Below are 12,566 nucleotides of genomic sequence, written 5' to 3'. Positions count from 1 at the left end.
GAGGTGCGTATGCACGATCCGTTTGAACAGTCTTTGCGCGACATGCTCAACGCCTCGCCGTCCAGCCGTGACGACGACGCCTGCCTTGGCCGCGTGCTCAAAACCGCCAACCGCCAGGTCGGCGCCGGCGACCTGTTCAGCCTGCTGGGCCGCTGGCTGCCCGCGCTGATGATCGCCCTGAACAACGGCTCGGCCCATGTTGCGCCGGTCTCCCGTCTTCGTAAACCCACCGCCCGCACCGCTGATAAGGCTGATTGAATATGGAACTTGACCTCTGGACCCAGAGCCTCGTCACTGCAATGACTGCGTTGTGGACAAAAGTCGCCAACTTCATCCCGAACCTGTTCGGCGCGCTCGTCGTGTTGCTGCTCGGTTTCGTAGTGGCCAAGCTGCTGGACACCTTGCTGTCCAAATTGCTGGCCAAACTGGGCCTGGATCGCCTGATGGCCGGCACCGGCCTGACCAAGCTGATGTCCCGCGCGGGGCTGCAAGTGCCGATCTCTACCCTGATCGGCAAGATCGTGTATTGGTTCGTCCTGCTGATTTTCCTGGTTTCTGCGGCAGAATCCCTTGGCCTTGAGCGGGTTTCGGCTACGCTGGACATGCTGGCGCTGTATGTGCCGAAGGTGTTCGGTGCAGCGCTGGTGCTGCTCGTCGGCGTCCTCTTGGCCCAACTGGCCAACGGATTGGTGCGCGGGGCGGCGGAAGGCGTCGGTCTGGACTACGCTTCAGGACTTGGACGCATCGCACAGGGGCTGGTGATCATCATCAGCATCTCGGTCGCGATCAGCCAGCTTGAGGTCAAGACCGACCTGCTGAACCATGTGATCGTCATCGTATTGATTACCGTTGGTCTGGCGGTTGCGCTGGCCATGGGCCTGGGAAGCCGGGAAATCGCCGGTCAGATCCTGGCGGGCATCTATGTGCGTGAGTTGTATCAGGTAGGGCAACAAGTGCGTGTTGGCGAGGTCGAAGGGCAGATCGAGGAGATCGGCACGGTTAAAACCACATTGCTGACCGATGAGGGTGAGCTAGTCTCTCTCTCCAATCGGATCCTTTTGGAGCAGCATGTGAGTAGCCGCTAACCCGGCAAACCCTGCTAATGTATGCCGCCGCAAAATGCCAGCCGTCGCTGGCGGCGGTGGACATTGACCTGACTGTCGGCCCGACCTGTTTTGAATAAAGCCCAAACGCTATCCACGCGCTACGACCCCCGCGAGCTCTCTGACGAGGAGTTGGTCGCGCGCTCGCACACCGAGCTGTTTCACGTGACGCGCGCGTATGAAGAACTGATGCGGCGTTACCAGCGGACATTATTTAACGTTTGTGCGCGGTATCTCGGGAACGATCGCGACGCAGACGATGTCTGTCAGGAAGTGATGCTCAAGGTGCTGTACGGCCTGAAGAATTTCGAGGGCAAGTCGAAGTTCAAGACATGGCTATACAGCATCACCTACAACGAATGCATCACGCAGTATCGCAAGGAACGGCGAAAGCGTCGCTTGATGGACGCACTGAGTCTTGACCCCCTCGAAGAAGCGTCGGAAGAGAAGGCGCCGAAACCCGAGGAGAAGGGTGGACTGGATCGCTGGCTGGTGTATGTGAACCCGATCGACCGTGAAATCCTGGTGCTACGATTTGTCGCAGAGCTGGAGTTTCAGGAGATCGCAGACATCATGCACATGGGCCTGAGCGCGACCAAAATGCGGTACAAGCGCGCTCTTGATAAATTGCGTGAGAAATTTGCAGGCATTGCTGAAACTTAGTTCGGCGCAAATATCTCTTACGTGTAGGCAAGTTCTGATAGACTTGCCGCCGAGTTGTCCCCCGGTTTGCGGGACTGCTTCACAATCACCAGATGGGGATTTAACGGATGAAACTGAAAAACACCTTGGGCTTGGCCATTGGTTCTTTGATTGCCGCCACTTCGTTCGGCGCTCTGGCACAAGGCCAAGGCGCAGTTGAAATCGAAGGCTTCGCAAAGAAAGAGCAATTCGACAGCGCTCGTGACTACAAGAACAACGGCAACCTGTTCGGCGGTTCCGTTGGTTACTTCCTGACCGACGACGTTGAGCTGCGTCTGGCCTACGACGAAGTGCACAACGTGCGTTCCGACGACGGTCGTAACATCAAGGGCGCAAACACCGCCCTGGACGCTCTGTACCACTTCAACAACCCGGGCGACATGCTGCGTCCGTACGTATCGGCTGGCTTCTCCGACCAGAGCATCGGTCAGAACGGCACCGGCGGTCGTGACCGCTCCACCTTCGCCAACGTTGGCGGCGGCGCCAAGCTGTACTTCACTGACAACTTCTACGCCCGTGCCGGCGTTGAAGCTCAGTACAACATCGACAAAGGCGACACCGAGTGGGCTCCAAGCATCGGTATCGGCGTGAACTTCGGTGGCGGCTCCAAGCCAGCAGCCGCTCCGGTTCCAGCTCCTGCTGAAGTCTGCTCCGACAGCGACAACGACGGCGTTTGCGACAACGTCGACAAGTGCCCGGACACCCCAGCCAACGTAACCGTTGACGCTGATGGCTGCCCAGCAGTTGCTGAAGTCGTACGTGTTGAGCTGGACGTGAAGTTCGACTTCGACAAGTCGGTTGTTAAGCCAAACAGCTACGGCGACATCAAGAACCTGGCTGACTTCATGAAGCAGTACCCTTCGACCACCACCACCGTTGAAGGTCACACTGACTCCGTAGGTCCAGACGCTTACAACCAAAAACTGTCCGAGCGTCGTGCAAACGCCGTTAAGCAAGTTCTGGTTAACCAGTACGGCGTTGGCGCTAACCGCGTTCAGTCCGTTGGCTACGGCGAATCCCGCCCAGTGGCTGACAACAAAACCGAAGCTGGCCGCGCCGTTAACCGTCGCGTAGAAGCTCAGGTTGAAGCCCAAGCTAAGTAATTAGCTCGCCGCTTTGAGAAAAGCCCGGCTCAGGCCGGGCTTTTCTTTGCCTGCGATTTGCTGAGGCGGGGCGCCTCAGGCTGACTGATGCGCCGCCGCTGCCGGCGAACCGCGTTCCCACACCAGTTGGGCCGAATGGCCGGCCACCGCGCCAATCACCAGGATCGCAGGGCTTTTCAGCCCGAACGCCCGGGCCGCTTCCTCCATGGCCGCCAGATCGCTGCGGCATTCCCGCTGCTGCGCCAAGGAGGCGTTCTCGATCATGGCCACCGGCGTATCCGCCGCCATACCGCCTGCCAGCAGCTGTTCCCGAATCTCGCCGAGTTTGGCCACCCCCATGTAGATCACCAGGGTCGTCCCGCCCTGCGCCAGAGCCTGCCAGTTCAGTCGGCTGTCGTCCTGGGTGTGCGCCGTGACCAACGTCACGCCCCGCGCCACGCCGCGCAGCGTCAGCGGTATGTCGCAGCGCGTCGCCCCGGCCAGCCCGGCGGTGATGCCATTGACCAGTTCCACCTCGACGCCGCGCTCACGCAGCCACTGCGCCTCCTCGCCGCCGCGCCCGAATATGCACGGATCGCCGCCCTTGAGGCGCACCGTGCATTTGCCTTGGCGGGCATAGCGCAGCATCAGCCGGTGAATGAAGGCCTGGGGCGTGGAACGGCAACCGCCGCGCTTGCCCACGGCGATGACCCGCGCAGCGGGGCAGTGCTCCAGCACCGCCGGATTGACCAGGTCGTCGATCAGCACAACGGCCGCTTCGCGCAGGGCGCGGACGGCCTTGAGGGTCAGCAGTTCCGGGTCGCCGGGGCCGGCGCCCACCAGCCAGACTTTTGCGTTCATGGTGTTTTCCTCATCAGATGACCGCGACCGGCTGGCTGCGGGAAGCCAGCAGGCGCTTGATTTCAGGGACGCAGGAGCCGCATTGCGTGCCGCAGCCCAGCTCTTTTTTCAACCCCGGCAGATCCAGCCCTTGATCGATGCCGGCGCAGACCGCGCTGTGGCTGACGTTCTTGCAGTTGCACAGGGTCTTGTCTTGCGTGGCGTGCGCCGGGGCGCTGCCCGGCGGCGCGCTCATCGGCGCCAGCAGCCAACGGCGCAGCTGTTCGTCCGTGCGGCCCTCCAACCACAGCCCCTGTAGCCAATGCTGAGCGAGCGTCTCGCCGGCCAGGCGGATCGCGGTGATCCGGCCGTGTTCGATGCGCACCCGTTTGCCGATGGCGCGGCGCGGGTCGTCATAGGCCAGCACGGGGCCCTCGATCAGGGCCAGGCACACGTCGATTTCACGCAGCAAGCGTGGATCCGGTGCGCCGGAACTGGCGGCACGGATCAGCAATGCCGGACGTTCGCGTCCGATCAAGCTGAAACTTGCGTAGGAAAATGCCTCACAAAGGGAGCGCAGCGCATCGAAATGTCGCTGTACATCGCCTTCGATGAGTGCGAACAGTTGCCACGGCAGTTCCACCGGTTCCAGGCGTACGCCGCTGTGCTTGAGTTCCGGCTGCTTGGACAGGGGATCGAAGGCGGGCAAAGTCAGGCTGTTAACGCCGCCCTTGAGGAAACGGTCGCCCCAGTGCATCGGCAGAAAGGCCTGGCCGGGCCGCACGCTGTCGTCGCTCTCGACGGCGACGATCACCGCACCCCGGCGGCTTTTCAGGTTGACCAGGCTCCCCGGTTGCAGGCGGTGCCGACGCAGTTCGTCCGGGTGCAGGCTCAGAACGGCCTCGCCGACATGGCCGAACAGCTGCGCAGCGGTGCCGGTGCGGCTCATGCCGTGCCATTGGTCACGCAGGCGCCCGGTGATCAGGGTCAGGGGGAAGCGTGCGTCGCGCTGTTCCTTGGCGGCGCGGTACGGGTCGGCCACGAACTGCGCCCGGCCGCTGGCGGTAGGAAAAATGCCGTCTTCGTACAGTCGGGGTGTGCCCTGGCGGGCGTCGGTGGGGAAGGGCCATTGCTGCGGGCCGATCCGGTCGATCAACGCGTGGCTGATGCCGGACAGATCCAGGTCGCGGCCACGGGTCAGTTGTTTGTATTCGTCGAACAGCTGGGCCGGCTGCTCGAAGGCAAACAGGCTCGGTTGCCGGGGGCGCAGACGTTTCTCCAGGCGTTGTGCGAAATCCACGGTGATCGCCCAGTCCGGACGCGCTTCGCCGGGTGCGGAAATGGCTTTGCGCACGTGGGAAATCCGCCGCTCGGAGTTGGTCACCGAGCCTTCCTTCTCACCCCAACTGGCCGCCGGCAGCAGCAAGTCGGCAAAGGCGGCGGTTTCCGTGGTGCGAAAGGCTTCCTGCAACACCACGAACGGACACGCCTCCAGCGCCGCCCGGACAGCTTTCTGGTCGGGCATCGACTGTGCGGGGTTGGTGCAGGCGATCCACAGCGCCTTGATCTTGCCGCTGCGCACCTGCTCGAACAGTTCGACGGCGCTCAGGCCGGGGGCGTCCGGCAGGCGCTCCACCCCCCAGTATTCGGCGACCTGGGCGCGGTGTTGCGCATTGGCCGCGTCCCGGTGGCCGGGCAGCAGGTTGGACAGGCTGCCGGTTTCCCGCCCGCCCATGGCATTCGGCTGACCGGTCAGGGAGAAAGGGCCTGCACCGGGACGGCCGATCTGCCCGGTGGCCAGGTGCAGGTTGATCAATGCGCTGTTCTTGGCGCTGCCGGCGGTGGATTGGTTCAGACCCATGCACCACAGCGACAGGAAGCTGGGCGACGTGCCGATCCATTGAGCACATTGCTGCAATTGCTCGACGCTGATGCCGCACAGTTGCGACACCATCGCCGGGGTGTAGTCGCGCACCAGGCTTTTCAGTTCGGCGAGGCCGTCGGTGTGGGCCTGGATGAAGTCCCGGTCGATCCAGTCTTCCCACACCAGCAGGTGCAAAATCCCATGGAACAAGGCGACGTCGGTGCCCGGCAGGATCGCCAGATGCAGGTCCGCCAGGTCGCAGGTGTCGGTGCGCCGGGGGTCGATGACGATGACTTTCATCTGCGGGCGGCGGGATTTGGCGTCTTCCAGGCGACGAAACAGCACCGGGTGGGCGTAGGCCATGTTGCTGCCGACGATCATCACGCATTCGCTCAGCTCCAGATCCTCATAGCTGCACGGCGGCGCGTCGGCGCCGAGGCTGCGCTTGTAGCCCACCACCGCCGACGACATGCACAGCCGCGAGTTGCTGTCGATGTTGTTGGTGCCGACCAGCGCTCGCGCCAGTTTGTTGAAGGCGTAGTAGTCCTCGGTGAGCAATTGCCCGGAGATGTAGAACGCCACGCTGTCGGGGCCGTGTTCGGCGACGGTGTCGGCGAACACGTTGGCGGCGTGTTCCAGCGCGGTGTCCCAGTCGCAGCGGCTGCGCGCCAGGCCTTTGCCCAGGCGCAGTTCCGGGTGCAGCGCCCGTGCCGCGAGGTCGCCGGTCAGGTGCAGGGTCGAGCCCTTGCTGCACAGCTTGCCGAAGTTGGCCGGATGCGCCGGATCGCCGCTGACGCCGAGGATCCGCTCGCCGTCATGCTCGATCAGCACGCCGCAGCCGACCCCGCAGTAGCAGCAGGTCGAGGCGGTCGTCTGGCGGTCCATCAGACGGCGTCCCGCAGGGCCAGCAGCACCCGACCGTTCTCGACCCGGGCCGGATGGTGGTGGGCGCAACCGACGTCCGGGGCCAGGGCCTCGCCGGACTCAAGGTCGATCTGCCAGTTGTGCAGCGGGCAGGCCACGCGCTTGCCGTAGATCAACCCTTGGGACAGCGGCCCGCCCTTGTGCGGGCAGCGGTCGTCGAGGGCGAACACGTCATCGTCGCTGGTGCGGAAGATCGCGATGTCGCCTTTGGGCCCGGCGATGATCCGCGAACCGAGGGCGTTGATCTCTTCCAGGGCACAGATATCGAGCCAGTTCATGCCGGCACCTCCAGGTTTTTCACGGGGATCACGTCGAATTCTTTCTTCAGCTGCGGCTGCGCCAGGCGTTCCTTCCACGGATCCTGTTCGAACGACAGGGAGAACTGCAGGCGCTCGTTCAACGCCCTGCGGCGTTCCGGATCCTCCAGCACGGCCTTCTTGATGTGCTCCATGCCGACCCGTTGCAGGTAATGCACGGTGCGTTCGAGGTAGAAGGCCTCTTCCCGGTACAGCTGCAGGAACGCGCCGTTGTATTCGCGCACTTCCTCGGCGGTCTTGAGCTTGACGAAGAACTCGGCGACTTCGGTCTTGATTCCGCCGTTGCCGCCGATGTACATCTCCCAGCCGGAATCGACGCCGATGATGCCGACGTCCTTGATCCCCGCTTCCGAACAGTTGCGCGGGCAGCCGGAGACCGCCAGCTTCACCTTGTGCGGCGACCACATGTTGAACAGGTCGTGTTCGAGGTCGATGCCCAGTTGCGTCGAGTTCTGGGTGCCGAAGCGGCAGAACTCGCTGCCGACGCAGGTCTTCACGGTGCGGATGGACTTGCCGTAGGCGTGGCCGGACGGCATGTCGAGGTCTTTCCACACCCCCGGCAGATCCTGTTTCCTGATCCCCAGCAGGTCGATGCGCTGGCCGCCGGTGACCTTGACCATCGGCACGTTGTACTTGTCGGCCACGTCGGCGATCCGGCGCAGTTCCGACGGGTTGGTCACGCCGCCCCACATCCGCGGCACCACCGAGTAGGTGCCGTCCTTCTGGATGTTGGCGTGGGCCCGCTCGTTGATCAGGCGCGACTGCGGATCGTCCTTGGCTTCGCCGGGCCAGGTGGAGATCAGGTAATAGTTGAGGGCCGGGCGGCAGGTGGCGCAGCCGTTGGGGGTGCGCCAGTTGAGGTAGCTCATGGTGCCGGCGATGGTCAGCAGGTGCTCCTGTCGGATGGCCTGGCGGATCTGGCCGTGGTTGAGGTCGCTGCAGCCGCAGATGGCCTTTTCGCTTTTCGGCTTGACGTCCGCCGCGCCGCCGACGGTGTTGATCAGGATCTGCTCCACTAGGCCGGCGCAGGAGCCACAGGAACTGGCGGCCTTGGTGTGCTTCTTCACCTCGTCGACGCTGAACAGCCCGTGTTCCTGGATCGCCTTGACGATGGTGCCTTTGCACACGCCGTTGCAGCCGCAGACTTCGGCGTTGTCGGCCATGCTCATGGCTTTGTCCTGGCCTTGGTGTCCTACGTCGCCGAGGGCGTTTTCGCCGAACATCAGGTGGTCGCGGATCTCGCCGATGGCATGGTTCTCACGAATCTGCCGGAAATACCAACCGCCATCTGCCGTATCGCCGTACAGACAGGCCCCGACCAGCACGTCATCCTTGATCACCAGTTTCTTGTACACCCCGCCGATCGGGTCGGAGAGGGTGATGGTCTCGGTGCCTTCGCCGCCCATGAAGTCGCCGGCGGAAAACAGGTCGATGCCGGTGACCTTCAGTTTGGTGGACGTGACCGAACCCTGATAGCGGGCAAAACCCAGTTGCGCCAGGTGGTTGGCGCACACCTTGGCCTGTTCGAACAGCGGCGCGACCAGGCCGTAGGCGATGCCGCGGTGGCTGGCGCACTCGCCGATGGCATAGATGCGCGGATCGTAGGTCTGCAGGGTGTCGTTGACCAGGATGCCGCGGTTGCACGGGATGCCGGCCTTTTCCGCCAGTTCGGTGTTGGGGCGGATGCCGGCGGCCATCACCACCAGGTCGGCGGGGATGATGTCGCCGTTCTTGAACTGCACGGAGCCGACCCGGCCGTTGCCGGCGTCGTGCAGGGCCTGGGTCTGCTCGCACAGGCGAAAGTGCAGGCCGCGAGCCTCCAGGGCGGTCTGCAGGAGCTGGCCGCTGGTCTTGTCCAGTTGCCGTTCCAGCAGCCACTCGCCCAGGTGCACCACGGTGACGTGCATGCCGCGCAGCATCAGGCCGTTGGCGGCCTCCAGCCCCAGCAGGCCGCCGCCGATGACCACGGCGTGCTTGTGGGTCTTGGCAGTGTCGATCATCGCCTGGGTGTCGGCGATGTCGCGGTAGCCGATCACGCCCTGCAAGGTGTTGCCGGGAATCGGCAGGATGAACGGCGTGGAGCCGGTGGCGATCAGCAGGCGGTCGTATTCGGCTTCGGTGCCGTCTTCGGCGATCACCCGGCGCTTGACCCGGTCGATCTCCACCACCTTGCGGTTGAGGAGCAGTTGGATGCCGTTTTCCAGGTACCAGTCCAGGTCGTTCAGCACGATCTCTTCGAAGGTCTGCTCGCCGGCCAGCACCGGCGACAACAGGATGCGGTTGTAGTTGGTGTGCGGTTCGGCGCCGAAGACCGTGATGTCGTAGAGCTCGTCGCTCAGCTTGAGCAGTTCCTCCAGGGTGCGGACCCCGGCCATGCCATTGCCGATCATCACCAGTTTGAGTTTTTTCATCAGGTTCTCCGGGAGCGTGGGGCTTGCCTCTTGTGGGCAGTCGGGCCGTGCTCGGCAAATGTGGCGCAAACAAAAAAGGCGTCCCGTCAGTGGCCTGACGAGGACGCCTTTGTCCTGATCCCGTTCGCTCGGGAAGCGCGGCCTTCGTCGTTGAAGGCTGCGCTTTATGTGTGTTGCAAACGGTAATGCAGCGGTTGTGCCAACTGGCTGCATCCGGCGGTTTTCAAGGGGTGGGCCGTGATCGGGGTGGCGGGAGGCCCGTGGTTTCGCACTGAATCGAAGCGGGTTGCCCGCAAATGGGGCGCACGCCCGCGAAAGAAGCGCCCCGGTGTCAGCCATGGAACAACAGGAACAGCAGCGTCAGGTTGCCCAGCAACCCCACCAGCGCCAACGTCCGCCAGACCTTCAGCGGTTCCCGCTCCAGCAAAGGCCGGGGCCGGACGCTCAGGCTGCGGCGTTCGCCGTGCTCCAGCACCAGCAACCATTCTTCGGCGGTCTCGTAGCGTTGCGCGGGATCGGCCTCCACCCCGCGCGCAAGGCACTGCGCCAGCCATTCCGGCACGTCCGGCCGGTAGCGGGCGGCGCTGACCGGCACCCCGAAGCGCGGGCGCTGGAACGCTTCGACCTCGCCGAAGGGGTAATGCCCGGTGAGCAGAAAGTACAGGGTCACGCCCACCGCATAGAGATCTTGCGACGGTGCGGGCGCTTCTCCGCGAAAGGACTCGGGGGCGATGTAGCTGGGCGTGCCCGGCAGCGTGTCGGTGCTGTCCCGCGACAGCCCCGGGCAGTGGGCAAGGCCGAAATCCAGCAGGCGCAGCTCGCCGTCGTCACCCAGCAGCAGGTTCTCCGGCTTGATGTCGCGGTGCAGGATCTGCCGGCGGTGCAGCAGGCCCACCGCGCGCAGCAGGCGTTCGGCCAACTCGCGCCATTGCGCCAGCGGCAACGGGCCGTGCTGTTCGAACAGCCGGGCGAGGGTCGTCCCGGCGTATTCGCGCATCACGTAGTACAGATGCTGACGCTGGGTTGCCGCATGGACTTCGGGAAAGTGCCGCCCGGCGACCCGTTTCAGGAACCATTCCTCGGACAGCAGGGCTTGGCCTGCGTGGGAATCGTCCGTCAAGTGTGTCGGCAGGGTCTTGAGCAGCCAGGCCTGACCCTGCGGGTCGAGCACGCGGTACAGCATCGATTGCTGGCTGTGGCCGATGAGGCCTTGCACCTGCCAGCCTTCGAAGGCCTGTCCGGGTTTCAGCGGCGGCGGCAGCGGCCACTGCTGCAGATGGATCAGCGCATCGCCGATGTTCGCTTCGCCCAGCGCGTCCACCCGCACCAGCAAGGCGCTGGCGTTGTCCTGGCTGCCGGCCAGGTGGGCGGCGGCGACCAGCGTGCGGGCGGCCACGGCCAGGTCCGGCTGGTCGCGCAATGTCGCGGCAATCGCCGTGTCGCCCAGCGTGGACCACACGCCGTCGCTGAGCAGCACGAAGCACTCGCCGGCACGCAGTTCGCCGTCGAGAAAATCCAGCACCAGATGCTGATCCAGGCCCAGGGCGCGCTTGAGCACGTGCTGCATGCCCGGTTGCTCCCAGACGTGGTCCTCGGTGACCCGTTGCAAGGTGTCGGCGTGCCAGCGGTACACCCGGCAATCGCCGACGTGGGCGAGGGTGAAACGCTGGCCGCGCATGACCAGCGCGCTGACGGTGGTGAGCAGCGGCTGACCGCCGCCGTTGGCCTGCAGCCAGCGGTTCTGCGCCAGCAGCAGGCGGTCCAGGGCCTGGGCCGCGCTCCAGGTCTCCGGGGTGGCGTAGTAGTCCAGCGCCAACGCCTGCAAGGTCGAACGGGCGGCCAGACCGCCGTCGGCGCACTGGCTGACGCCGTCGGCGATGGCGAACAGAAAGCCTTTGCTCGCCGCCAGCGCCGGGGCCGGGGTGACCAGGCGCAAGGCGTCCTGGTTCTCCGGGCGCGGGCCGGTGGCGGTGGCTTCGGCGAAACTCAGTTGCAGCGCCATGGTCGGCTCAGACCCGCGCGGCGGTCACGGCGGCCGAACCCCATGTGGTTCTCCAGCGGCGCTTGACGCCGTGCAGGCCGAACCAGGCCAGTACGCCCAGGCTCGCGAACAGCCACAGCGCCAGTTGATAACTGCCGGTGCTCTGCTTGATGGCGCCCATGCCCGCCGCCAGGGCGAAGCCGCCGATGCCGCCGGCCATGCCGATCAGCCCGGTCATCACACCGATCTCCCGGCGAAAGCGCTGCGGCACCAGTTGGAACACCGCGCCGTTGCCCGCGCCCAGGCCCAGCATGGTGCAGACGAACAGCGCCAGCGCCGCGTAGGAGTTCGGCAGGTTGAAGCCGACCACCGCGATGCAGATCGCTGCCACGGTGTACATCGCCAGCAAGGTGCGGATGCCGCCGAAGCGGTCGGCCAGCGCACCGCCCAAGGGCCGCATCAGGCTGCCGCCGAACACGCAGGCGGCGGTGTAGTAGCCGGCGGTCACCGGGTTCAGGCCGTATTGATCGTTGAAGTAGCCGGGCAGGGCGCTGGCCAGGCCGATGAAGCCGCCGAAGGTGACGCTGTAGAAAAACATGAACCACCAGCTGTCGCGATCGCCCAGCGCCTTGAAGTAGTCGGCCATGGCCTTGGCTTTCGGGCGTTCCGGCGCGTTCTTCGCCAGCCAGGCGAACACCGCGAGCGTCAGCAGCAGCGGGATCAGGGCGAAGCCGAACACGTTGTTCCAGCCGAACGAGGCGGCCAGCACCGGGGCGATCAGCGCGGCGAACACCGTGCCGGAGTTGCCGGCCCCGGCGATGCCCATCGCCTTGCCCTGGTGCTGCGGCGGATACCACTGCGAGGCCAGCGGCAGGGCCACGGCGAAGGAGGCGCCGGCCATGCCGAGGAACAGGCCCAGCAGCAACGCCTGTTCGTAGCTGTGGATGCCCAGTTTCCAGGCACCGAACAATGCGCCGATCACGATCACCTGGCCGATCAGCCCGGCGGTCTTGGGCGACAACCGGTCGGCGAGCATGCCCATCAGAAAGCGCAGCACCGCGCCGGCCAGGATCGGCGTCGCCACCATGAGGCCGCGCTGTTGGGTGGTCAGGTGCAGGTCGGCGGCGATCTGCACCGCCAGCGGGCCGAGCAGGTACCAGACCATGAAGCTCAGGTCGAAATAGAGGAAGGCCGCGAACAGGGTCGGGGCATGGCCGGATTTCCAGAAGCTTGAATTCATCGCGCACCTCAGCTGTGAATGGCTCGGGAGCCGTCGTCCCGAGAAGGGGTCATGCCAGCCGGTGGCGCGCCGCCACGGCCGCACCACCGGCCCCGGTCAGTG

Annotated in this window: 10 protein-coding genes; 4 read left to right on the top strand and 6 right to left on the bottom strand. The window is 64.8% G+C overall.

What is annotated here, in order from left to right:
* Positions 1-9 precede the first annotated feature (9 nt).
* From CAG31_RS00935 to CAG31_RS00920, 4 genes are all read left to right on the top strand, one after another.
* Positions 10-258: a hypothetical protein gene (locus CAG31_RS00935; protein ID WP_007951986.1), complete on the top strand. Its 249-nt coding sequence runs from the start codon at positions 10-12 to the stop codon at positions 256-258.
* A gap of 2 nt (positions 259-260) precedes the next feature.
* Positions 261-1,085, top strand: a complete 825-nt coding sequence (locus CAG31_RS00930; protein WP_085577601.1) for a mechanosensitive ion channel domain-containing protein — start codon at positions 261-263, stop codon at positions 1,083-1,085.
* A gap of 90 nt (positions 1,086-1,175) precedes the next feature.
* Positions 1,176-1,766 (top strand): RNA polymerase sigma factor SigX, encoded by a 591-nt coding sequence (gene sigX, locus CAG31_RS00925; protein ID WP_011333251.1) that lies wholly within the window; start codon positions 1,176-1,178, stop codon positions 1,764-1,766.
* 107 nt (positions 1,767-1,873) lie between these two features.
* A complete protein-coding gene (locus tag CAG31_RS00920) occupies positions 1,874-2,908 on the top strand; it encodes an OmpA family protein (protein WP_085577600.1) in 1,035 nt (344 codons plus the stop codon).
* 75 nt (positions 2,909-2,983) lie between these two features.
* Here the strand turns inward: CAG31_RS00920 and cobA are convergent, their stop codons facing one another.
* The 6 genes from cobA to CAG31_RS00890 form a co-directional block, all read right to left on the bottom strand.
* Entirely contained in the window at positions 2,984-3,748 is a 765-nt protein-coding gene (gene cobA, locus CAG31_RS00915; RefSeq protein ID WP_085577599.1) for a uroporphyrinogen-III C-methyltransferase, read from the bottom strand.
* A gap of 13 nt (positions 3,749-3,761) precedes the next feature.
* Positions 3,762-6,476, bottom strand: a complete 2,715-nt coding sequence (locus tag CAG31_RS00910) for a nitrate reductase (protein WP_085577598.1) — start codon at positions 6,474-6,476, stop codon at positions 3,762-3,764.
* Positions 6,476-6,793 (bottom strand): nitrite reductase small subunit NirD, encoded by a 318-nt coding sequence (gene nirD, locus CAG31_RS00905; RefSeq protein ID WP_085577597.1) that lies wholly within the window; start codon positions 6,791-6,793, stop codon positions 6,476-6,478. The genes CAG31_RS00910 and nirD overlap by 1 nt, the downstream gene beginning before the upstream one ends.
* The gene (nirB, locus tag CAG31_RS00900; RefSeq protein ID WP_085577596.1) at positions 6,790-9,243 is read right to left on the bottom strand and encodes a nitrite reductase large subunit NirB; all 2,454 of its coding nucleotides are present in this window, start codon (positions 9,241-9,243) and stop codon (positions 6,790-6,792) included. The genes nirD and nirB overlap by 4 nt, the downstream gene beginning before the upstream one ends.
* A gap of 331 nt (positions 9,244-9,574) precedes the next feature.
* Positions 9,575-11,245 carry a bifunctional protein-serine/threonine kinase/phosphatase gene (locus tag CAG31_RS00895; protein WP_085577595.1) on the bottom strand — a complete coding sequence of 557 codons (1,671 nt, stop codon included), beginning with the start codon at positions 11,243-11,245 and terminating at the stop codon, positions 9,575-9,577.
* A 7-nt stretch (positions 11,246-11,252) separates the two neighbouring features.
* A complete protein-coding gene (locus CAG31_RS00890) occupies positions 11,253-12,464 on the bottom strand; it encodes a NarK/NasA family nitrate transporter (RefSeq protein ID WP_085577594.1) in 1,212 nt (403 codons plus the stop codon).
* Between the last annotated feature and the right edge of the window lie 102 nt (positions 12,465-12,566).

Source organism: Pseudomonas sp. R25(2017) (assembly GCF_002112565.1).
In the GTDB taxonomy this organism is placed as follows: domain Bacteria; phylum Pseudomonadota; class Gammaproteobacteria; order Pseudomonadales; family Pseudomonadaceae; genus Aquipseudomonas; species Aquipseudomonas ekonensis.
Note: the sequence above shows the minus strand (reverse complement) of the source record. Positions and strands in the feature narration are given on the sequence as shown.